This window comes from Rhodothermus bifroesti, from assembly GCF_017908595.1.
In the GTDB taxonomy this organism is placed as follows: domain Bacteria; phylum Bacteroidota; class Rhodothermia; order Rhodothermales; family Rhodothermaceae; genus Rhodothermus; species Rhodothermus bifroesti.
In genome coordinates, this window is sequence record NZ_JAGKTL010000001.1 from 471,424 (window position 1) to 494,338 (window position 22,915).

Annotated in this window: 18 protein-coding genes; 11 read left to right on the forward strand and 7 right to left on the reverse strand. The window is 57.1% G+C overall.

The window, feature by feature from the left end; genetic code table 11:
* Positions 1–151 precede the first annotated feature (151 nt).
* Positions 152–808: a nucleotidyltransferase family protein gene (locus J8E65_RS01915; protein ID WP_210373701.1), complete on the forward strand. Its 657-nt coding sequence runs from the start codon at positions 152–154 to the stop codon at positions 806–808.
* Here J8E65_RS01915 and J8E65_RS01920 read toward each other — a convergent pair.
* Entirely contained in the window at positions 760–1,950 is a 1,191-nt protein-coding gene (locus J8E65_RS01920; RefSeq protein ID WP_210373702.1) for an XdhC family protein, read from the reverse strand. The two genes, J8E65_RS01915 and J8E65_RS01920, sit on opposite strands and share 49 nt — an antisense overlap.
* A 259-nt stretch (positions 1,951–2,209) precedes the next feature.
* On the opposite strand from J8E65_RS01920, the gene J8E65_RS01925 reads away from it, so the two are divergent.
* Genes J8E65_RS01925 through J8E65_RS01945 form a run of 5 tightly spaced genes read left to right on the forward strand, consistent with a single transcriptional unit; the run spans position 2,210 to position 10,776 of the window.
* On the forward strand, positions 2,210–3,514 hold the full coding sequence (locus J8E65_RS01925) for an MFS transporter (protein ID WP_272491913.1): 1,305 nt from the start codon (positions 2,210–2,212) through the stop codon (positions 3,512–3,514).
* A 12-nt stretch (positions 3,515–3,526) separates the two neighbouring features.
* Positions 3,527–5,326, forward strand: a complete 1,800-nt coding sequence (locus J8E65_RS01930; RefSeq protein WP_210373704.1) for a NirA family protein — start codon at positions 3,527–3,529, stop codon at positions 5,324–5,326.
* An 8-nt stretch (positions 5,327–5,334) separates the two neighbouring features.
* The gene (locus tag J8E65_RS01935; protein WP_210373705.1) at positions 5,335–5,943 is read left to right on the forward strand and encodes a flavodoxin domain-containing protein; all 609 of its coding nucleotides are present in this window, start codon (positions 5,335–5,337) and stop codon (positions 5,941–5,943) included.
* 8 nt (positions 5,944–5,951) lie between these two features.
* Entirely contained in the window at positions 5,952–7,250 is a 1,299-nt protein-coding gene (locus J8E65_RS01940; RefSeq protein WP_210373706.1) for a diflavin oxidoreductase, read from the forward strand.
* 7 nt (positions 7,251–7,257) lie between these two features.
* A complete protein-coding gene (locus tag J8E65_RS01945) occupies positions 7,258–10,776 on the forward strand; it encodes a nitrate reductase (RefSeq protein ID WP_210373707.1) in 3,519 nt (1,172 codons plus the stop codon).
* On the opposite strand, the gene J8E65_RS01950 is transcribed toward J8E65_RS01945, so the two are convergent.
* The gene (locus J8E65_RS01950) at positions 10,738–10,956 is read right to left on the reverse strand and encodes a hypothetical protein (RefSeq protein ID WP_210373708.1); all 219 of its coding nucleotides are present in this window, start codon (positions 10,954–10,956) and stop codon (positions 10,738–10,740) included. The two genes, J8E65_RS01945 and J8E65_RS01950, sit on opposite strands and share 39 nt — an antisense overlap.
* Before the next feature lie 82 nt (positions 10,957–11,038).
* Here J8E65_RS01950 and J8E65_RS01955 point away from each other — a divergent pair, with 82 nt between their 5' ends.
* Together J8E65_RS01955 and mgtE are read left to right on the forward strand one after the other, a co-directional pair.
* Positions 11,039–11,998 carry a hydrogen peroxide-inducible genes activator gene (locus J8E65_RS01955; RefSeq protein ID WP_237181519.1) on the forward strand — a complete coding sequence of 320 codons (960 nt, stop codon included), beginning with the start codon at positions 11,039–11,041 and terminating at the stop codon, positions 11,996–11,998.
* Between the two features lie 250 nt (positions 11,999–12,248).
* Positions 12,249–13,637: a magnesium transporter gene (mgtE, locus tag J8E65_RS01960; RefSeq protein ID WP_210374041.1), complete on the forward strand. Its 1,389-nt coding sequence runs from the start codon at positions 12,249–12,251 to the stop codon at positions 13,635–13,637.
* On the opposite strand, the gene J8E65_RS01965 is transcribed toward mgtE, so the two are convergent.
* Genes J8E65_RS01965 through J8E65_RS01980 form a run of 4 tightly spaced genes read right to left on the reverse strand, consistent with a single transcriptional unit; the run spans position 13,617 to position 18,001 of the window.
* Entirely contained in the window at positions 13,617–14,549 is a 933-nt protein-coding gene (locus J8E65_RS01965; RefSeq protein ID WP_341481732.1) for a tetratricopeptide repeat protein, read from the reverse strand. The two genes, mgtE and J8E65_RS01965, sit on opposite strands and share 21 nt — an antisense overlap.
* A 53-nt stretch (positions 14,550–14,602) precedes the next feature.
* Positions 14,603–15,622, reverse strand: coding sequence for a LacI family DNA-binding transcriptional regulator (locus J8E65_RS01970; protein ID WP_210373709.1), 1,020 nt, complete (start codon positions 15,620–15,622; stop codon positions 14,603–14,605).
* A 34-nt stretch (positions 15,623–15,656) separates the two neighbouring features.
* Positions 15,657–16,268, reverse strand: coding sequence for a gluconate 2-dehydrogenase subunit 3 family protein (locus J8E65_RS01975; protein WP_210373710.1), 612 nt, complete (start codon positions 16,266–16,268; stop codon positions 15,657–15,659).
* Positions 16,265–18,001, reverse strand: a complete 1,737-nt coding sequence (locus J8E65_RS01980; protein WP_210373711.1) for a GMC family oxidoreductase — start codon at positions 17,999–18,001, stop codon at positions 16,265–16,267. Before J8E65_RS01980 ends, J8E65_RS01975 begins: the two co-directional genes overlap by 4 nt.
* A gap of 176 nt (positions 18,002–18,177) precedes the next feature.
* On the opposite strand from J8E65_RS01980, the gene nagB reads away from it, so the two are divergent.
* Positions 18,178–20,103, forward strand: a complete 1,926-nt coding sequence (gene nagB / locus J8E65_RS01985) for a glucosamine-6-phosphate deaminase (RefSeq protein WP_210373712.1) — start codon at positions 18,178–18,180, stop codon at positions 20,101–20,103.
* Positions 20,104–20,239: 136 nt separating this feature from the next.
* On the opposite strand, the gene J8E65_RS01990 is transcribed toward nagB, so the two are convergent.
* The gene (locus J8E65_RS01990; RefSeq protein WP_210373713.1) at positions 20,240–21,172 is read right to left on the reverse strand and encodes an N-acetylglucosamine kinase; all 933 of its coding nucleotides are present in this window, start codon (positions 21,170–21,172) and stop codon (positions 20,240–20,242) included.
* A gap of 293 nt (positions 21,173–21,465) precedes the next feature.
* On the opposite strand from J8E65_RS01990, the gene J8E65_RS01995 reads away from it, so the two are divergent.
* On the forward strand, positions 21,466–22,272 hold the full coding sequence (locus J8E65_RS01995) for a TonB-dependent receptor plug domain-containing protein (RefSeq protein ID WP_237181521.1): 807 nt from the start codon (positions 21,466–21,468) through the stop codon (positions 22,270–22,272).
* Complete coding sequence (locus tag J8E65_RS02000) at positions 22,182–22,793, forward strand: SusD/RagB family nutrient-binding outer membrane lipoprotein (protein ID WP_237181522.1); 612 nt, start codon at positions 22,182–22,184, stop codon at positions 22,791–22,793. Before J8E65_RS01995 ends, J8E65_RS02000 begins: the two co-directional genes overlap by 91 nt.
* Positions 22,794–22,915 lie beyond the last annotated feature (122 nt).

Below are 22,915 nucleotides of genomic sequence, written 5' to 3' on the forward strand. Positions count from 1 at the left end.
GTAGGGGGTTGATCCCCGCCTGCGTCGGAGGGCCATAAAGCCAGACAGGCGCTTTGCGCAGCTGCGAGGAACAAGTTGTTCATTGGTCTCCCTTTATCAAGAGACAAACACCAGTTTTTCACAGCGAGCAAAGCTGGGAGGGAACCGGCATATGCAGCGAACGCTTCGCGTTGCGGCCATTGTGCTGGCTGCGGGGTCCTCTCAACGCATGGGCGGCCGCAACAAGCTGCTGCTGCCGGTAGGGGATCAACCTCTTGTACGCCACGTCGTTGCAACCATCCTGCAAAGCCGTGCAGATCCAGTGCTTGTCGTCCTGGGCCATGAAGCCGAAGCTGTCGGCGCGGTGCTTGGCGGACTGCCCGTTCGGCTTGTCTATAACGAACGGTATGCAGCAGGCATGACTACCTCCATCCAAGCAGGGGTTGCTGCAGCACCACAAGACGTAGCTGGCTACATGATTTGCTTGTCGGATCTGCCTCTGCTTGAAGTAGCAGAATATAACCGGCTACTTGAGGTCTTCCAGGAGGGGCTGCGCCGCGACCCAGCCTGCATTGTGGTGCCGGAATTTGAAGGGCAACAGGGCAACCCGGTACTGTTTTCGGCCCATTACCGAGCATCCATTTTGGCTGAAACAGGCCTGGAAGGCTGCCGTGAGCTGGTTAGGCGCCACTTAGAACATGTGCTGCGTGTAGCCATGCCTACAGATCATATTTTGCGCGACGTTGATACTCCTGAGGCATTTATGGCCTTGCAGGCCTTTTACAAGACCGCATTCAAGGAGCAAGGCAAGGGGGAACGCTCGCCGTGAATGGGTGTGGGACGCTCACGCAACGGCCGCGCCGAGCGGCCATGCAGCACGGCTTGAATTTCTGCCAGCGCAGCCAATGCGATTTCTTCAGGGGTTTCCGTGCCTATGTCTAACCCCACGGGTCCGTAGATGCGGTAACGGTTGGCTTCTAAACGCTCTTGGCCATACGTTTGGGCCAATTCCGCAAGCATCCGCGCGGTGCGCTCTTTGGGTCCCAGCATGCCGATGTAGGGGATGTCGCTTTCAAAAAGGAGCGTTTCTAGCACCTGCCGATCTCGCAGATAGGTGTGGTTCATCACCAATGCGGCTGTGCGGGCGTCGGTTGCCACGTGCTGCGGCAGCTGTTCGGGATGCATCAAAAAGCGGCAAACATCTGCCTCCGGGAAGCGCGCGGACAATGCCTCCTGAGGCCGTCGTCCAATCACTTCTACTTCCCAGCCCATGCCTCGGGCAAAACGTACCACAGGTAACACGTCGTAGCCTTCCCCAAAGATCAATAGTCGCACGGGGGGGTAGAGCACTTCCAGGAAGAGTTCCATCCGCGCATTGTCTGCGGCATAACGCTGCACGGCCCAGCTGCGCTCTTCATGCCCTGCTAGGGACCGGTTGAGCATCCGATAGGCCTCTTCTCGAATCCAGGCAGCTGGTGAAGCTTCAGGCAGATCCCCTTCCGCTAGACCTCCTTCGCAAAGCAGGTAATGGCGCCCAAGCCAGTCCTGTCCTGCTTCATGGGTCTCAATGACGGTGGCCAACACTGCCTGCCGACGGGCTTGCAGAAAGCGATCCAGAAGCACCAGAGGACTCATGCGTCCCGACGTTGGCACACGCTCCAACAGCACATGCACAACGCCATTGCAGCCGGTGCCAAAGCCGTAGAGCAGATCGTCTTCGGTCAGGTCAAAAGCAAGGAGGCAGGCTGGAAGGTCTTCTTGCAGCAGCTGCAGTGCCTGATGTGTGATCTCTCCTTCCAGGCATCCGCCACTAACTGCGCCATGGCTTGTGCCGTCGGGTTCCACAATCATACGCGCTCCTGGCCGGCGATAGGTTGATCCCCCAATCCGCACCACGGTAGCAACCACGTGAGCCGTGCCTTGAGCCCAAAGTCGGCGGGCTTCCGAAAGCAACATGCGCCATTCACGCATAGCCCTAACAAAGCGCTTTTTAGCAAAAAAAAGCAAAAAAGCCCCCGAAATCAAGGGAGCCAGTGCAGTAGCGCCGCGCTTTTGGAAGCGCTCCTCTTTTTAGATTCTTAACATGACGTCTATTCACAAAATAAGGGTATATTAGTATTATAGCTGTTGTATTTAAGCTATTGATAGTTCTTATCTAACTTATTTAAATAAAAAATTCCTTTACATAAAATTTCTTCTATAGAAAAATTCAATGTCTGCTATGAAGCCTTTGCCGGTAGTTCAAAAAGCGACGCGGATCACGCTTTCTGATTTTCGCTCTCCTCAAATGCGGGCGTTTCACATGGCGTGGTTTGCCTTTTTTGTATGCTTTTTCGCCTGGTTTGGCATTGCTCCCCTCATGCCAGTGGTACGTGAAGAATTGCAGTTGACCCCGGCCCAAGTGGGAACTACGATTATTGCCTCCGTAGCCGTCACCATTTTAGCACGTCTGCTGGTAGGACGGCTGTGTGATCGGTTTGGACCGCGCCGCACCTACGCCGGGTTGCTCATCCTGGGAAGCTTGCCCGTTATGGGTATAGGTTTGGCCGATTCCTACGAAACGTTCCTGCTTTTCCGCCTGGCCATTGGCATGATTGGGGCAGCCTTTGTGACCACACAATACCACACTACGCTCATGTTTGCCCCCAACATTGTGGGCACGGCCAACGCTACCACCGCTGGCTGGGGGAATTTAGGTGGCGGAGTTACCCAAATGATCATGCCTCTGGTTTTCTCTGGTTTTTTGGCCTTGGGGTTCTCCGAGGCGGCAAGCTGGCGCTTGGCCATGTTCCTGGCTGGCATGATCGTTATGCTTACTGGGGTCGCCTATTATTTCCTCACCCAGGATACGCCAGAAGGCAACTTTGAAGACCTCCCCAAACATCCGCGCCTTAGCAGTAAAGGAAGTTTTCGGCTAGCAGCACGCGACTTTCGCGTCTGGGCGCTTTTTGCTCTCTACGCAGCCTGCTTTGGAATTGAGCTCACCATCAACAACATCGCAGCCCTCTATTTCACAGACTACTTTAAGCTCGATCTTAAAACAGCGGGCACAGTGGCCTCTCTTTTTGGGCTCATGAACATCTTTGCGCGCACGTTAGGTGGTGTTTTGGGTGATGCGTTTGGGGCCCGATGGGGGCTAAAGGGGCGTGTGCATTGGTTGTTTTTAAGCCTGCTCGGTGAAGGCTTGGCCTTGATGCTTTTTTCCCAAATGCAAACGCTGGGATTGGCCATAACAACCTTGGTGCTGTTCAGCCTGTTTGTACAGATGTCTGAGGGGGCTACGTTCGCCGTAGTGCCATTTGTGAATCGGAAAGCGCTCGGGTCCGTGACAGGGATCGTGGGAGCAGGAGGCAATGTGGGAGCTGTCGCGGCCGGGTTTCTGTTTCAAGGAGCCCTTGCTTGGAATCAAGCCCTGTGGCTTTTGGGGCTTATCGTCACCGGACTTGCCTTTCTGGCCTTTACGGTCCGTTTCTCGCAGGCTGATGAAGCCGCCTTACACGTAGCACGCCATCGTGAACCCGCCGTGCTCTCCTAAAAGACAACAGCCATGCAGCCGCCTGATGCCATACCCAACTTGCCGTTCAGCGAAGAGCAAAAGCAGTATCTCCAAGGCTTTATGGCCGGAGTGCTGCAACGCGGAGGGTTGACCTTTGTAGGCCAAACAGCCGACGGCCGCTTTACGCACCAGCCCGAACAGGCCGTACGCGACCTGGCAGCAACACCGGCTGCAACGACTTTCTACGGCACTCCGGTCGATCGTCTTTGTAAGCAGGAGCATATTAAACTGGAGCTGCATCCGCTCGACATGTGGGACCGGGTGCTCGAAAACGCCGCGGCTGGCCGCTTCCCTGAGGGGGACGACGTCTTTCGGTATAAAACCCTAGGACTTTTTTACGTAGCCCCGGCTCAAAATGCCTTTATGCTACGCTGCCGCATTGCTGGAGGGCTGCTGTCTAGCCATCAGGCACGCGGCTTGGCCGAGCTGGCAATGCGTTACGGCGGCGGCTACCTGGACCTCACCACCCGGGCAAATATTCAGGTGCGAGAAATCCGGGCCCAGGATGCAGCCAACGTGCTTATGGCCCTGGCCGACTTGGGACTGACTTCGCGCGGCGCTGGCGCAGACAATATCCGCAACATCACGGCTACACCCACCACTGGCTTTGATGTGCAGGAACTCTTCGACCTGAGGCCACTGGTACGCGCGCTCTACTACTACATCCTGCACAGCCGTGACCTTTACAACCTACCGCGAAAATTCAACGTGGCTTTTGACAGCGGTGGCGTTGTCACGGCCGCTGCTGAAACAAACGACCTGGGTTTTATCGCAGTCCGCGTAGAGGAAGGGCATGAGGTGGCCCCAGGCGTCTACTTTCGCATCGAGTTAGGTGGCGTAACAGGGCATGGCTCGTTTGCCCAGGATACAGGCTATATGGTGCCGCCCGAGGCTTGCCTGGCCACAGCTGCTGCCATCATCCGCGTATATCTGGAGCATGGCGACCGTACCAATCGGAAAAAAGCTCGCCTGAAGTACTTACTGGAAGCTTGGGGGCCTGAGCGCTTCATGGAAGCTGTCCAAAAGCGACTGGCTTTCCCACTTGTGAAGCTTCCTCGCACTGCCTGCTGGCGACCTTCACCTCGCCCCAACGCCCATGTAGGCATCCATCCACAAAAACCTGAGGGACATTATTACATCGGCATCGATGTTCCTGTGGGTCGCCTCCAAGCCGACCAGTTGCGGGCCTTGGCCGACATCGCCGATCGCTACGGCACCGGGGAGCTGCGGCTGACGGTTTTTCAGAACCTGCTGATCCCAGGCATTCCTGAAGCCGAGCTGAACGCTGCTTGCGATGCCCTTCATCGCATTGGCCTTTCGCCCACCGCTACTGCACTGCGCCAAGGACTGGTGGCCTGCACCGGCAACGCAGGGTGCCCCTATGCCCGTACGAACACCAAAGCCCATGCGCTGGAACTGGTACGTTACCTAGAAGAAACAGCCGGCATCCGCATCGATCAACCCCTGAACATTCACCTGACGGGCTGCCCGCACTCCTGCGCGCAGCATTACTGCGGCGACATCGGTCTACTTGGCGTCAAAGTGCAAACCCCAAACGGCGAGACCGTTGAAGGCTACGACATTGTGGTGGGCGGGGGACTGGAAGCTGAACAAGGGCTGGCCCGGCCGCTGGCCCGCAGCGTTCCTTTTGAAAACGTACCGCCGCTGATCGCCCACCTGCTCCGCACCTACCTGAACCAGCGTCAGGCAGGTGAATCCTTTGCCGCCTTTACCCGACGCTTGGATGAGGTCGCGTTGCAACAACTAACGCAGGAAGCCAAACCCGTTTAATCCGCACCATGGTGCCCTATATCCCAGAAAATGCACCGTTTACACCGGCCCAACGGGCCTGGCTAAACGGCTTTCTGGCGGGCCTGTTCTCCACGCAGCCGTTGCCTTCCAATGCCTCAGCACCTACGGCCTCACCCCCTGGCCTTAAGGTGACCCTTTTGTTTGGCTCGCAAACCGGTACAGCCGAAGGCTTAGCCCGCGAAGCTGGCCGACGCCTCAATGCTGAGGGATTCACGGCCCGCGTCTGCAGCATGGATGCTTACGACCCAGCCGATCTGGCCCAAGAACATGTACTGCTTGTGGTCACCAGTACCTATGGCGAGGGAGAAATGCCCGACAATGCGCAGCGCTTTTGGGCATTCCTTTCCAGCGATCAAGCCCCCCCGCTCAACCATGTGCACTACAGCGTGCTGGCCTTAGGGGATTCGAGCTATCCCACATTTTGCCAAGCAGGCAAGGCCTTTGATGCCCGACTTGAAGCCTTAGGCGCACACCGCCTACACCCACGCGTCGATTGTGATGTAGACGTAGAAGCCCCCTTTACCCAGTGGTACCAAGGGGTCTTAGAAGCCCTCAAAACCCTTTCTGTTGCTGAACCTTTACGTCAAGCTGCCTGAAACTGCTTATGTACGCGCCTTACCTTCCAGAAACCGCCCCTTTCTCGCCGGAGCAACGCGCTTGGCTCAACGCCTTCTTGGCCCAACTGGCAGTGACGCTGGGATCAGGGGATTCCGGCGGCGATGGTCAACCCGTGTCTACCTTACCCACCTTGCGCCCTGGAGATGGCCAAGCTACCCTCGAGCCCCCACTGCCACCGCGCTACGACCGCAAGCATCCCTTCCCAGCCTATCTGCTTCAGTCGCGCAAACTCACAGGGGAAGGTTCTAGCAAAGACATCCGTCATGTGATCTTCTCGCTCGAAGGCTCAGGCCTTACCTACGAAGTGGGCGATGCGCTGGGCGTCTATCCGGAAAATGACCCAGAACTGGTCGCTATGCTGCTTGAAGTAGGGGGCTACACAGGGGAAGAGCCCGTAAAACGACCTGACGGCACAGAAGTCTCCCTTCGAGAAGCGTTGCTGCGCCACTACGAACTAGGCAGGCCCTCGCGCCCGCTGCTGGAGGCGGCTGCGCCTTACCACGACACGCTTCCGGGATTGCTGCGGGAGGCTACAGCGCTTCAAACCTATCTGACAGGCCGCGATGTGCTCGACATCCTGCGCGAAAGCCCTGCTTTCCGCCCGGACCCGGAAACGTTCGTAGGGCTACTGCGGCCACTTGCACCCCGACTTTACTCAATCTCTTCTAGTCCCCGCGTGCATTCTGAGGCTGTACATCTCACCGTTGGCGTCGTACGCTACGAAGCCCATGGCCGCTTGCGCAAAGGCGTTTGCTCCACGTTTCTGGCCGAACGGGCTGCCCACTCTGTACCGGTTTTTGTCCATTCCAATCCCAACTTCCGTTTGCCACCCGATCCTGAAGCCCCTGTGATCATGATTGGGGCCGGCACAGGTATTGCCCCCTTCCGAGCTTTTTTGGAAGACCGCGAGGCCACAGGTGCACGTGGCGCTACCTGGCTATTTTTTGGTGAGCGTAACCGGGCAACCGATTTCCTCTACCAAGAAGAACTGGACCGATGGCAGCAACGCGGCGTGCTTACGCGACTAGACACGGCCTTTTCACGCGATCAGGCGCAAAAGTGCTACGTCCAGCACCGAATGCTGGAGCAGGCCCGCAGGCTTTATGCCTGGCTTGAGGAAGGGGCTTACGTGTACGTCTGTGGCGATGCTACACACATGGCTCGCGATGTGGAAGCAGCTCTCCTTACCATCCTGCGTCAAGAAGGAAAATGCTCGGAGGAGAACGCCTTGGAGAAGCTTAACAATCTAAAAAAATCCCGACGCTACCAACGCGACGTCTATTAATCGCTGTATGCCTCAGGAAAGCTTAATCAAGACTACGTGCTGCTATTGTGGCGTTGGGTGCGGGATTGAAATTCGCCGCAACCTATGGGGTGAACTTTTGCTCGAGGGCGACCCCAATCATCCAGCTAACCGGGGTTTGCTGTGCAGCAAAGGGCGCTACCTCCTCCAGGTGGCCCTGGACCGCGATGACCGATTGCTGCATCCCCTACGCCGCGCCCACCGCAAAGCCCCTTTGAAGGCCACCGACTGGGATACCGCTCTTGACGAGGTAGCCACAACGCTGCGCCACATTCTCGATCATTACGGGCCCGATGCCCTTGGCGTTTATGTGTCTGGTCAGCTTCTGACCGAAGAATATTACGTCATTACCAAGCTGGTTAAAGGGTTTATTGGCACCAACAACTTGGATTCCAATTCCCGGCTCTGCATGAGCTCGGCCGTAGCCGCCTACAAACTCGCGCTAGGAGACGACCTTGTCCCTTGCTGTTACGATGACCTTGAGCATAGCCAGTGCATCCTCATTGCCGGCGCTAACCCAGCGTGGTGTCATCCTATTCTGTTTCGGCGCATTGAAGCCCACAAAGCCTCCCATCCTGAGGTGCGCATCATTGTCGTAGATCCCCGACGCACGCAAAGTGCAGCCATAGCTGATTTGCACCTTCCCATTCGTCCAGGCACCGACATTGTCCTTTTCAACGCTTGGGCAGCCTATCTCATTGAAAAGGGCTACATCGACACGAATTTCATTGCGCAGCATACAGAAGGTTTTGAAAAACTGCAGGAGCACTTGCAAGGGGCTTCTCTGGAACGGGCCGCTCAGATTTGTGAGGTCCCCCTGGCAGAGGTGCAACAAGCTGCAGAATGGATCGGCCAAAGTCCGGCGCTTTTGACGCTTTGGGCGATGGGTCTCAACCAAAGCACCGTGGGTGTTGCCAACAATTTGGCACTCATTAACCTTTCCTTGCTCAAAGGTCAAATCGGCCGACCGGGCATGGGGCCGTTTTCGCTCACCGGACAGCCCAACGCCATGGGTGGACGCGAAGTGGGCGCCCTGGCCCATCTCCTCCCAGCCCACCGAGACGTAAACAACCCTGCTCATCGGGCTGAGGTAGCAGCCTATTGGGGCGTGCCGGCGCTCTCAGACCGCCCGGGACTGACCGCCACAGAGATGATCGATGCCCTGGCGGATGGCCGTCTGAAGGCAATTTGGATCATCGGCACCAACCCGGCTTTGAGCCAACCTGATATTGCCCGTGTGGAGCGGGCCTTTGCACAGGCGCACCTGGTCATTGTCCAAGATATCTCGACGCGAGCCACCACGCTCGCGTGGGCCGACGTGGTGTTCCCCGCGGCTACATGGCTGGAAAAACAAGGCACCATGACCAACTCCGAACGCCGCGTTACCTACCTACCCCGTCTGTTAGATCCCCCCGGGGAAGCCCGACCAGACGTATGGATCTTCTGTGAGGTAGCCCGTCGCATGGGCTGGGGACACGCTTTTGCTTATCGGGACGAAGCCGAAATCTTTGCGGAGTACGCTCGCCTAACGCATGGGACACCGGTGGACCTCTCGGGGGTAGATTATGATCGCCTTCGCCGCGAGCGCAGTATCCAATGGCCCTGTCCCGCGCCTGACCATCCTGGAACACCACGTTTGTTTACCGATCACTGGTTTGCTACCCCCTCGGGGCGCGCCCGCCTGCATGCCATTCCTGAGCCAGATCCGCCCGATGCCCCTGCGCCTGATCGGCCGCTGGTACTGATTAGTGGTCGGGTACGCGACCAGTGGCACACGCGCACCAAAACCGGAAAAATTGCCCGGCTTAACCAACATGCACCGGAGCCTTATGTAGAAATGCACCCCGCCGATGCCTTAGCTCGAGGCCTAGGCGAAGGCGAAATTGCAGAGATCACCAGTCCTGCAGGAAGCCTCAAGCTGCGCGTGCACCTTTCAGACGATATCAAACGCGGCGTCGTCTTTGTGCCGATGCACTGGGCCCAGGAAGGGCCAACCGCCGATGGGCGGGTCAACCGTCTCTATCATTGCCGTGTAGATCCCATCTCCCGGCAGCCCGCGCTCAAGTTTGCTCGGGTGCAGGTAGCCCCTTTACTGCGTCAGCGGCAACGCATCGTGGTCATTGGTGCTGGCGCGGCAGCGCGTGCCTTCGTAGAAGCTTATCGCTCCCGTAACAAGAGCGATGAGCTGCTCCTGTTCGGTCGAGAACCCCACGGCTTTTACAACCGGGTGCGGCTGCCAGAATATCTCATTGGGACCTGTACTGCTGCTGAGCTCTGCACCCTGGCTAAAGAGCAGCTCGAGGCGCTGGAGGTAAAAGCACATTTTGACGTCGAGATTCAGCACCTCGATCGGGCACAACAGCAAGTCGTCGCTGCCGATGGTACAACGGTCAGCTACGACCGCCTGGTGCTTTGCACCGGTAGTCGCCCTGTGGTTCCCCCTGGTGTGCCTTTGGGACAGCCTGGGGTCTTTACGTTGCGCACCTTAGCCGATGCCGAAGCACTGCGGAAACATCTATCTAGCGCAGCGCGCGTACTCATCTTAGGGGGAGGCCTGTTAGGCTTGGAAGTGGCTGCTGCGCTAAACGCAGGGGGCTATCGGTGTACAATTTTGGAGTTGGGAGAACGGCTCATGGCTCGGCAGCTCGACGAAACCGCTGCAACGTTGCTTAGCGAAGCACTCCAAGCGCGGGGCATTGCGGTTTGCTGTGGAGAGACAGCGGAGACGTTTTTGGGAACAGCGCGCTTTGAAGGCCTCCGCACACGAACAGGTCGCTTGATTCCAGCCGAGTTGCTTCTGGTAGCTGTAGGCACGCAGCCTGAGGTTCATTTGGCCCGACAAGCCGGTTTGCGGGTTCGACGTGGGATTGAGGTCGACGATCATCTCCGCACCAGCGATCCGGCCATTTATGCGATAGGCGAAGTGGCTGAGCACCGAGGCATCCTTTACGGTACCACACCCGCTGCCGAAGCGCAGGCACGTGTGGCCGCCGCGCATATTGCAGGGGACGTATGGGCCCGCTATACCGGCTCCGTGCCTTTCAATATCCTAAAAATTCCAGGGTTGGAACTGTGCACCATAGGACTATCGGTTCTGCCGCCAGAGGCCGAGGGTTACGAAGAAATCGTACTCCTTGATCGGCAACGCCGAGTGTACCAGAAGTGCGTGGTGCGCCATCGTCGGCTGGTCGGAGCGATCCTGCTGGGTGACCAAAGTCGTTTTGCAGCATTCAGGCAGCTTATTGCTGAAGGGTTGGAGCTGGAGGACCCACCCCATCGGTTACTCCAAGGCGCCGAATTTTCTACTCATGCCTTGCCTGAAGGCCCACTCGTGTGCAGTTGCTTTCAGGTAGGCCGCACCACCTTGGAAAGGCTCATAGCCGAAGGCTGCACTGATCTAGAGACGCTTACCCAACGCAGCCGTGCAGGCACAGGATGTGGAAGCTGCAAGCCAGAACTTCAAGCACTGCTAAAAACGCGGGCGCACCGGACGCCGGTCCCTGCTTAAAGCACGTGCCTTGGGCTCTGGATCGGCACCACGACGCGGCCCTCGAGGCCGACGAGCTCTGGGCAAACGATAGCCCCGGCCACCCGAAGACGCCTGCCGATTGGCATAACGCAATAGCAGCCACGCAAAAAGGCTGCCTGCCACCATCAGCCCAAGGGCTACCCAGTAGACCCAACCCATGGTGTCATAAGGTTTTCTCTAATGTGCAAAAGATAGCAAAAAAACTTTGCATGCTAAAAGACCTTATGGAATCTGCAAACCTTTGAATGAACGTGCACCTATGACGCTCACGCAACTGGCCTACGCGGTTGCTGTCGACACGTACCGGCATTTTGGCCGGGCAGCTGAGCACTGCCACGTATCGCAACCGACGCTCAGCATGCAGCTCCAAAAGCTGGAAGAAGAACTAGGCGTGCAGCTTTTTGATCGGAGCCGTAAGCCCATCTTACCTACACCAGCAGGCGAACGCATTTTGGCGCAAGCCCGGGTCATCTTGCGGGAATGCGAACGCCTTTACGAGCTGCTGCAAGAAGACCAAGGCACCCTTCGCGGAGAACTTAGGCTGGGCATTATCTCCACGCTTTCGCCTTACCTGTTGCCGCTTGTTGCCCCTCTTGTACAAGCGCGCTATCCAGAACTGACCGTACACCTCGAAGAGCTAACTCCAGAACAGATCCTGGAGGCGCTTTTGACGGATCAACTGGATGCAGGACTGGTAGCTACCGAAGTAGACCGACCGAGCCTACGCCGACGTGCCCTGTTTCACGAGCCATTTGTGGTCTATCTCTGCCCTGGACATCCCCTGCTTCGAGAAACCTACCTAGACCCCTACCAGCTTCGCGTAGAAGAGCTTTGGTTGCTGCGCGAGGGGCATTGTTTTCGCGATCAAGTCCTGCAGCTATGTGGCCGACCTCCGGAGGTTAGTCCAACACCCCAGTTTCGCTTCGAAAGTGGCAATCTGGAGACGCTTCGCCTACTGGTTGACGAGCTAGGTGGACTGACGCTGCTTCCACTGCTAGCGACCCGCTACCTACCCGCTGAAGCGCAGCAGCGCGTGCGGCCCTTTCGCGAACCGGCACCGCACCGGACGATTTATCTGCTCTACGCGCGCACGCACCTGAAGCGCTCTTTGCTGGATGCTTACGTCAGCGTCCTGCAAGAAGCCGTACGTCCTCATCTCTTATCTGCAGCGCTGCTCCATTCCTGCACCAACGCTTCATAGTTTTCTCCTATAACAGCCAGAGCCTAACTCCGCTGCGCCACGCTCGCACAGGGGTTACGTCACCGATCTTTTCACGGGAAGAGGAATTCTCTATAAACCCGAATCTTGGGCTCCCGAACACCACATTTTATATGTACAGCTTATCCCTTTAGGGTAACAAACCGGTTTCTTGCAATATCCCTCTTGGAAACTCTCCCAATGCGATTTATTTTTTTAAGCTTTTACGCGCAACGCGTCCCTTGAGCCTATGATGCTGGCCCAGTTGCTCAAACCAGAAGTGCAGGAACTGATTCAAACGCGCAACTTGCGCGCTTTGCGCGATGTGCTTGTCGACTGGGAACCCCCCGAAATTGCGAGTCTGATTGACCATCTTCCTTCGCCAGACGACGTAGCTGTCTTTCGTCTACTGCCACGCGACGTGGCTACAGACGTTTTCGAGTACCTAAGCACTGAAAAGCAAGAAGAGCTTGTCGAAGCCCTTGCCCGGGAGAAAGAGCGGCTGGCCGAGCTGCTTAATGAACTTTCCGACGACGACCGAACGGCCCTGCTGGAAGAGCTTCCCGGTCCCGTAGCCCAGCGACTGCTCAACATGCTTTCGCCTGAAGAGCGTGCGGTAGCCACCAAGCTGCTGGGCTATCCAGAGGAGAGCGTTGGACGGTTGATGACCACCGAATACGTGGCCGTCCGACCACACTGGACCGTCCAACAGGCCCTCGACCATATCCGACGCTACGGAAAAGACAGCGAAACGCTGAACGTCATCTATGTGGTCGACGACAACTGGCGTCTGCTCGACGACCTGCGTATTCGTGAGCTCCTGCTGGCTGAGCCCAATACCAAGATCGAGGAGCTTATGGACGGCCGCTTTGTGGCCCTTAAAGCCACAGATGATCAAGAAATGGCCGTTCAAGTCTTCCGCGATTATGACCGCGTAGCGCTGCCCGTAACTGACTCAGAAGGCGTGCTCCTGGGCATTGTCACCATCGACGATGTGCTCGACGTGGCCGAAGAAGAAGCCACCGAAGACATTCAAAAACTCGGTGGTATGGAAGCGCTCGAAGAGCCCTATCTTTCGGCCTCCATGGGCACGCTGCTTAAAAAGCGGGCGCGCTGGCTGGTTTTTCTCTTTTTGAGCGAAATGTTCACGGCCACTGCCATGGGCCGCTTTGAAGACGAAATTGCCCGGGCAGTAGTCCTTGCCCTTTTTGTACCCCTTATCATTGCCAGTGGAGGGAACAGTGGTTCTCAGGCAGCTACGCTCATCATTCGGGCCATGGCCATCGGTGAAGTGACGCTGCGCGACTGGTGGCGCGTTATGCGTCGCGAAATCTTTTCGGGATTAGGTCTTGGAGCAATTCTAGGGACCATAGGCTTCCTGCGGGTGTCCCTCTGGCAGCTGGTCGGTTTTTACGACTATGGCCCACATTGGTATCTTATTGGATTCACGGTCTTTCTGGCGCTCATTGGTGTGGTACTTTGGGGAACGCTTATCGGCTCTATGCTTCCCTTTGTATTGCGACGCCTCGGGTTTGACCCTGCCGTCTCTTCGGCGCCCTTTGTGGCCACCCTTGTGGATGTCACGGGCATCATTATCTATTTCGAGGTAGCGCGGCTGATGCTAACGGGGACGCTTCTCTAAAGGCATACCCACAAGCCTTCCTGCAAGGTTTGCCAAAGCGGAGCTTTGGGGCTGCAGTGCGTAGGCTGCTTCGACGGCCTGGCGGGTCTCTGCTGCATAGCCTTGGGCCAAAAGACGCCGGGCTAGCTTAAGCAGGCTCAGCGCCTCGGCATGCCGTGCAACTTCAAGCTCGGCCTGCGTGAGCAGTGGCGCGAGACAGCGAATGGCCTCTGCTTGTTGTAAATGATACTGACCCTCCGCTGCGTCTCCTAGCGCGTTAAGCAGGCGCCCAAGCTGATAGTGCGCGGCAAGCTGCCAGGGACGCGCTGCCACTACGGCGCGCAACATTGCTACAGCTTCAGCAGTTTGGCCGGTGCGTGCCAGCAGCATTCCCAGGGCCAGCTGGTAGTCTACCTTTTCCGGGGCCCATCGAAGCGCTTTGCGCGCTGCTTGGAGCGCTTCAGGGTAGCGGCCTTCGGTTTCGTAAAGCTGGCGCAGCCCATCCCATGCTTCAGCCAGCGTACTGTCAAGACGCAGGGCTTCCAAAAAAGCTACAGCTGCACTATCTGCCTGCCCAAGTGCTTGGTAGAGATGCCCAAGTCCAAGCCAAGCGGCCGCACGAAGCAATCCTTCGGCCTGGCGCAGTGCCTGATTGTAAAGAGACACCGCTTTGCGCAAATGCCCTTGTTGCTCCACTACGCGGGCCAGCAGCAAGCGGGCTTCAGGGTGCGCTGGGGCCCGCGCCAACGCTTCATAAAGCAGAGCTTCAGCTTGGCTGAGCTGTCCCAGTTCACGCAGCAGCGCTGCCTTCCATACGTAGCCTTCAGGCCTTTCTGGGGCGATTTGGCATAAACTATCGGCCAGCAGCAGCACCTGCGCTCGGTTTCCTGCACGATAAGCCTGCGCAAGCTGCGCTGTCAGTTGCTGCACCACATCCTGATCTGCAGGCTTGCGACAAGCCAGCAGCGATACAAGCAGCGTAAGGCTCAGGCCAAAGCACCACAGCTTGAGCGCACCACCAGTTCGGCCTGCAGATTGACCTGCACCGCAGGTCCACTGCGCCCCTCGATTTGGTCGATCAAAATATTGGCTGCCCACTGGCCTTTTTCGTAGATCGGCTGGTGTACTGTGGTGAGCGGGGGACAGGTGTATTGGGCCACCGGCAAATCATCAAAGCCAACTACCGCCATCTCGCTAGGCACCCGCAGGCCTGCTTCGTAGAGCGCCAGCAGCGCCCCAATAGCCATCGTATCGCTGGTACAAAAGACCGCGGAAAAATCTGGCCCTCGCGCCAGCCAACGTTTCATAAGTGCATAGCCCGCATGCTGAGAGTAATCTCCCTCTTCAATTAACCGCTCATCCAACTCAGCCCTAGCATCCCTCAGGGCCTGCAGGTAACCTGCCCGGCGGTCTCGCGACTCTTGCAAGGCCGCATTACCCAGCATGAGCGCAATGCGGCGGTGGCCTAAGCGGCACAAATGCCGCACAGCCCGATAGGCTCCAGCAAAGTTGTCTACATCGACAGAGTGCACGTGCGGGTGTGCCGGGTCGTGCCCTACCAGCACCACGGGCACCTCCCGAGCGCTAAGCGACTCGAGCACACAACTAGCCACCTCTTGCGTTAGCAGCACATAGCCATCAAACCGATGCTCGTAAAGAATACGCGAGGCCAGGGCTTCCTCGGCATCTGCAGAAAGCATCGACAAAGACACAAAATAGCCGCGCCGGATGCACTGCTCGAAAATGCCTAGGTGCAGCAGCGTCCAAAACCCGTTGGCCAAAGCTTCATCGCTGCGGCGCGGTGTGAGAATGCAAATTTCATAGGTGCGCTGCCGTGCCAGACTGCGGGCCACCGAACTGGGATGGTAATTGTACTTCCGGATCACTTCCAAAACGCGCCGCTTTGCCTCTTCACTCACGTTGGGATGGTTGTTCAGCACGCGCGAGACCACCGAACGTGAAACGCAGGCCAAACTGGCTACTTGGTCGATGGTTAGCTTTTCCATAGCAGCACCCTCCTTGGGCTATTACCCAAACACGTTAGCCAAGCTTCAAGTGGGCCAGCACTTCTTCCGGACATCCCGTCCATTCTGGAACGGCAGTGTTGCCCTTGTAACCTAAGTCTTCCATCCCCATCTGGCTGGTCCAAAAACCCGAGGCAACCAGGTCGCGCAAACTGTTAAAGAAGGCTACGCCTGGCTGCATCTCAGGCGGCGCAACCTCGGGATAGGCAATCTGCTCCAGCATTTCTTGCTGCTGGCTTGGGGTACAGGCCACAAAGGGTTCGCCATAGCGTTTGAGGCAATGGTAATCAAGCCAGGCTAAGCCTCCTCGGATGGCTGTCTGGCGCCGCTCCAGGCCTGGAATAAGCGGATCCGTCATGATGTAGTCGATAAAGGCCGGCACACCGGCGTCGCTGGCACTGCCTGAACGCTCGTCGGCTGGAATAATCCAGTCAGCCAAGACCGTAATCGTTCGGTACTCATGCTCTGTAAAAAACTGCGGTTTACGGTCTGGGCTTGGCTGGGTCTGGCCTTGCCGCTGGTGGGCTTGATGGATTTCTTCCGGGCGACAGCCAAAGCTAAACGTGGGTGCTGCGGCCATCAGCGCCAGCAGCTTAAGCGCATCACGCCGGCTGAGCTCGCTACTCATAGGTTTCCTTGTTTACGCTGCTCGATAATGTACTCCGCTGTGCGCCAAGCCAGCGCCAGAATCGTCCAGGTTGGATTTTTGTGCGGCATCGAAACAAACGGTGCCGCATCTACGACGAAAAGGTTTGGTACCTCGTGCGCTTGGCACTGCGGATTGAGCACCGACGTTTTGGGATCCTTGCCCATGCGTGTGGTGCCTGCTTCGTGGATAATCTCGCCCGGCTTGGTAATGCCATAGCCGCGCTCTGGTCCGGGCATCTCGTCCAGCGGTTCTCCTCCCATAGCCCGAATGATTTCCCGAGCGGTTTCTTGCATGTGCCGCACCTGGCGTAGCTCCTCCTCACTCCATTGCACGTGAAAGCGCAGCACGGGAATGCCATAGCGGTCGACCACATTTGGATCCACCGTACAGTAGTTTTCATAGCGGGCGATCATTTCGCCGCGTCCTGCAAAGCCTACAACGGCTCCGTAAAGCTTTCGGTAATCTTCCTTGAGCTGCAGCCCATATCCCCCACCGCCCTTAGGCCGTGGTTGGCCATCTGCGCCTGGCAGCCGACCATTGAGCCGGTGAATCCCTGCCCCAAAGCCATAAGCCGGCATGCGGCGACCACCCCAAACCTCTAGATGATACCCCCTAGGGAAATCTAGCCGCTGGTTGTAGGCCCACCATGGAATGTAAATGTGCATGCCGCCCACGCCATCTTCGTTGTGGGGTGGGGTATTCACTAGGGCCGGGATAAAGCCGGCTACGCTAGTGCCTGTCGAATCCATCAGGTAGCGTCCCACCAATCCACTTCCATTGGCTAGGCCGTTTTCGTAGCGCGGTCCCTTCGAGTTGAGTAGCAATCGGGCGGTCTCACAAGCACTGGCGCCCAACACCACAATGCGTGCCCGTACCTGCCGCTCTTGGAGTGTCTCCTTATCGATGTAGGAAACCCCCCGTGCCCGCAAGTTCTCGTCGACCAAGATTTCTCGCGCCATGGCGTTCGGGATGATTGTCAACCGGCCCGTATCTAGTGCTGGAGGGAGCAGCACATAGGTGGAAGCAAAGTTCGCCCGAACTGTGCAGCCTCGGTTGCATTGGCCGCAGTAGTGACAGGCAGCACGGCCATTAAGCGGCCGCGTTAGGATCGACAGGCGCGAAGCCAAAACCGGTATGCCCAGCTTTTCACAAGCCCGCGCTACCAGCAGCTCATAACAACGCGGCTTAGGCGGCGGCAAAAAGATTCCGTCTGGTTCGTTATAAAAATTATCCCTTGAACCAAACACCCCAATAAGCCGATCGACCTTGTCATAGTAGGGCGCCAGATCTTCGTAGCTGATTGGCCAGTCGTCGCCATAGCCATCACGACTTTTGCCCTTAAAATCGTCTGGTCCAAAACGCAGTGAAATGCGTCCCCAGTGGTTAGTCCGCCCACCCAGCATACGGGCCCGAAACCACATCCAGTCGGTCCCTTCGTCCTTCAGGTACGGCTCGCCGGGGATCTCCCATCCCCCATAGCAGGCGTCAAATTCGCCAAAGGGCCGCTCCGTGGTTGACGCCCCACGCCGGGGCGAGGCATAGTTCCAGGTAAACATCGCCCCATCACGGGCTACATCCCACATCGGACCGGCTTCGAGCATCACGACATTGGCCCCCGCCTGCGTAAGTACATAGGCAGCCATCCCCCCACCAGCGCCCGACCCAATAATGCATACATCGTATTCGGAAGCGCGCTGCAACACTTGAGGCATAGCTTCTCTGCAAAGTGAATCGTTACCAAAGTATAGGCATAGCAAAACTCAGCCTCAAGCCCATGTTTGGGTGAAACGCGCATTTTGGAACCGCTACCCAAATGCAATCCCCCTTGCATCGTAGGGCTATCGCTTAGATCATGTGCGTTTAAGTGGAAACCGAAGGGCCGTTGACCATGCCGTACGTAAATGCAACGCCAACAGCTACATTTGTCCCTCCGACACGTACCGAAACCCAGCGGGAGCGTGTACCCGTTCGCATTTTCGACAATCCTGCCCAGATGGCCCGGGCTATAGCAGAACACATAGCCAACCTGATCCAACAGCGACGTGCAGAAGGGCGAAAGGCTGTCCTAGGACTGCCTACGGGCTCGACCCCCATTGGGGTTTACCAAGAGCTTATCCGCATGCACCGCGAAGAAGGGCTCGACTTTTCGAACGTGGTCACCTTCAATCTGGATGAATACTACCCTATGCATCCAGAAAGCCTGCAAAGCTATCACCGGTTCATGCGGGAAAATTTATTTGATCACCTCAATATTCCCCCCGAAAACATCCACATTCCCCGCGGTGACCTTCTACCAGAAGAAATCGAGGCTTATTGCCAAGCTTACGAAGAGGAAATCCGTAAAGCCGGGGGACTAGACCTAGTACTTCTAGGGATTGGCCGCAGTGGCCATATTGGCTTTAATGAACCAGGCTCTGGTCCAGAAACGCGCACGCGACTGGTCGTCCTGGATGAAATCACGCGCAAAGATGCGGCCAGTGACTTTTTTGGCGAAGAAAACGTGCCTCGCCAAGCCATCACCATGGGGATTGGGACCATCCTGGATGCCCGCGAAATTATCTTGATGGCCACCGGCGAACATAAAGCGCCTATTGTGCGCCAAGCGGTCGAAGAGCCCCCCAACCGTCAGGTCCCCGCCAGTTTTCTCCAGACCCATCCTAACGCTACGGTTTACCTGGATCGTGCCGCAGCAGGTGAACTCACCCGTGAAAAAACCCCTTGGCTTGTAGGCGAAGTAGTCTGGGACCGGCAGATGGCCAAGCGGGCGGTCATCTGGCTTTCGGAAAAGCTCGGGAAAGCTATTTTAAAGCTAGAGGCAGCCGACTTTTATCAGCATCACCTGCACAGCCTGGTGCATGCTTATCCTAGCGTCGATGCATTGTGCTTGGAAATTTTCGAGGACTTGCGCCAACGCATCATCTATCCGCACCAGCTTTTTAAGCACCAGCGCGTCATCGTCTTCAGCCCCCATCCCGACGACGACGTTATCTCCATGGGCGGCATGCTCGACAAGCTGGTGGCCAATGAAAATCAGGTCACGGTAGCCTACATGACCAACGGCTCGGTAGCCGTTTTTGATGCCGACGTGCGGCGCTACCTGCGCTTCGTCGAGCTCAGTCATGAGATCCTCGGCCTCGAAGGGGAAGCACTGGCCCGCTTCCGAAAAAGCCAGCAAGAAATTTTGGACTTTTTGGCTCGTAAGCAGCCGGGGCAAGTGGACCTGGAGGTAATCCAAAAACTCAAAGCCCACATTCGCTATGCTGAAGCGGTAGCTGCTATTGAGGTTATGGGGCTTTCGGCCAAGCATGCGCGCTTTTTGGATATGCCGTTCTACAAAACGGGAACGGTGCGCAAAGACCCTATTGGCGAGGCTGACATCCGGATTGTACTCGAACTGCTCGAAGAGCTTCGACCGCAGCATCTTTTTGTGGCAGGAGATCTGTCGGATCCGCATGGCACCCACCGGATGTGCTACACAGCCATCGGACAGGCGCTTGAACGCTACCACCAAAGGCATCCCCGCGAGGAATGGCCCTTGGTGTGGCTTTACCGTGGCGCCTGGCAGGAATGGGAAGTCCACCAGGCCGATGTCTTTCTACCCCTGTCGAAAGCGGACCTGGACCGCAAAATCGAGGCCATCTTCAAGCACGAAAGCCAAAAGGACCGTGCGATGTTTCCAGGAGCCTACGACGACAGGGAGTTTTGGCAGCGTGCCCGAGACCGCAACCGCGGCACGGCCGAAACCCTTAACCGCCTCGGCCTTCCTGAATTCTATGCCGCAGAGGCTTTCGTTACCACCTATGAGATGCCTTAAGTTCTGGAGCTTGGCCGGCTGCTAAGCGGGCTGGTTTTGGAGCTTCCTCCGGCTGCGGCTTCACCCACGCCGACGATCACGCGGCCGGCCACGGCTCCAGAGACTTGCACCCCTCCACATGCCCAACGCAAAGCATTCAGACTTTAGCAGATGCTTCTGCCAGCATGCGCCGAGCCAACAGCAACGCACCTTCAACAGGCCGCCGCTGCTCGACTTCGACAGACCAATCCGGCAAAACGCTTTGCAGCTTTCGACACAGGCACTCAACGTAAAACGGCTCTCTGGTTAGCCCCCCTGCCAACGCAATGCACGGCCTGACTGCTTCAAGCTTCCAGAGCAGCCAATCTACTTGGGCCACCAGTTGGGCCACTTGTTCTTCCACAATGCGCAAAGCTACGGCATCCCCTGCCCGAGCAGCCTCAAGCACCACGGGGGCAAACTCCTGCACCGGCCAGCGATCTTGGTAAACATGGTGAATAATCGCGTCACGCTCGCTAAGCCCAAAGCGTTCGGCTAGCAGCTCACGCAACCGCGTAGCCGGCCCCCCATCTAAGGCGTGGGCTACGGCCTGCAACCCAGCCCGGCCAAGCGCAAACCCACTTCCTTCATCACCGAGCAAATAACCCCAGCCTCCGACCACCTCAATCTGACCGCTAAGCGAGCGACCCAAAAGCACTGAACCAGTACCCGCAATAATCACCACGCCACTTTCGCCCTCAAAAGCGGCCTCCAGGGCGATCTCCGCGTCGTGCACAACGCGAACCTGGACACTCCGGCCACCATCGGAGAGCACCTGCTGTAGTCGCCGAGCAACCAGCTCCTGATCTTTTTTGCGCCCAGCCCCAGCAATCCCAGCACAAATAAAAAGACCTATAGCACCTACATAGTGACGCAGCGCTTGCTCAATCAGCTCCTGAAGGACTGCAACCGTCTGCTCAAAACCTACCCGCTGCAAATTCGCCCCCGGGCCATAAAGATGGACGCGCGTCTGCGTTAAATCTGATTCAGCCAGCAGCTCTGTGGACGAACCGCCGACATCCAAGCCGATAAATAGCTGTTGCGTATCCACAAACGACCAACTTTTTAAAGGTTAACCCCTTCGTTTTTTACCCCATCCGTCCTCCCCCCCACTTGATTTCATCCATTGTCCTGAAGAAACAGGTAGCCTCCTATTTGAGGCAAGATGGGAACGATCCCAAAAATACGCTCCTGCCTCTTGGAATCGATCCCTAATTATCACCCCATCTTGTTCCCCCACAAGGGTTCCGCTATCATGAAAATTGTGCACAAGTTCACAAACAAACAAAAAGCGCCATGCAACACCGCTACCCTAAGAACTACAAAAGGTGGTTATGCCTAGGCATGCTGCTTTTCGGAGCCACCTCTGCACAGGCACAGGTAGCCGTGCGCGGTATTGTCCGCTCTGCAGATGATGACAGTCCGCTCCCTGGGGTCAACATTGTGGAAGTGGGCACAATGACCGGGACCACGACCGACGCCGACGGCAACTTTGCACTCACGGTCAGCTCTGCTCAGGCTACGTTACGGTTCTCGTTTGTAGGCTTTGAGACGCTAGAGCTTTCACTAAACGGCCGTACCTATGTAGAAGTTTTGCTGCGGCCTTCAGTGGCCGTTTTGGGAGAAGTGGTCGTAACAGCACTAGGGATTGAGCACCAAAGCCGCGCTGTCGGCTATGCGGTAAGCCAGGTCAATGCCCGAGATCTCGTTGCGGGCACCGAAACGAACTTCGGTAACCTGCTGCAAGGCAAAGTGGCGGGCCTAGAGATCAGCCCAACCGCAGGAGGCACAGGGGCTTCAACAAGGATTGTGATTCGCGGCGTTTCGTCGCTCACCGGCGACAACCAGCCGCTCATTGTGGTCGATGGTGTCCCTATCGACAATACTACGATCGGCTCGGCCGGAATGTGGGGCGGCTTCGATGGCGGGGACGGAATTTCAAGCCTGAACCCAAACGACGTGGAAAGCATCTCGGTACTTAAGGGTGCAGCAGCCGCAGCCCTCTATGGAACGCGCGCCCGCAACGGCGTGATCTTGATCAACACGCGCTCCAAAAAGGCATGCCCAGTGGCTACAATGCCACCACAATCCAGAACCATCCAAGCTGGACCGGAGACTTGGCCGACTACTCACGGGTTAATCCCTTGCTAACCGATTTCGACGATCCGGTCTTCTTCTTGACCTATGCCCAAACGGCCTTGCTACGGGCCGAAGCGGCCGTGCGCGGGTGGACCAGTGAAAACCCGGCAACACTGTATGCCGAAGGCGTGCGCGCTGCTATGAAACAACTCTCCCTCTACGACGCAGGTGGGAGAGCCGACATCTCGGACGCTGCGATTAATGCTTACCTAGCTGCAAATCCTCTCAGCAACGACCCCAACGAGGCCTTGCGTCAAATCAACGAGCAGTACTGGGTAGCTTCTTTTCTCGATGGCATCGAAGCTTGGGCTAACTGGCGACGCAGCGGCTATCCCATACTCGAACCTGCCCCCGTGGATGATCCTAACCCGTATCCCGGCAACGTGACCAACGGCCAAATTCCACGGCGCCTCCCCTATCCGGTCACCGAAGGCGTGCTCAATAAGGCAAACTATGAAGAAGCCCTTAGCCGTCAAGGCTTGCGGGGAGACCCCAGTGACATGGCCGTTCCCGTCTGGTGGGACCGACCCTAACCTGTTAGGTACTTTAAGGCCCGCAGCCTCGCGGCTGCGGGCCTTTGACTTTATGTTGGGAGCGGTCCCTAATCGATCTGCAGCTTGTTTTTCCTGCATAGCGCGGTGTATCCTTAAAAAAG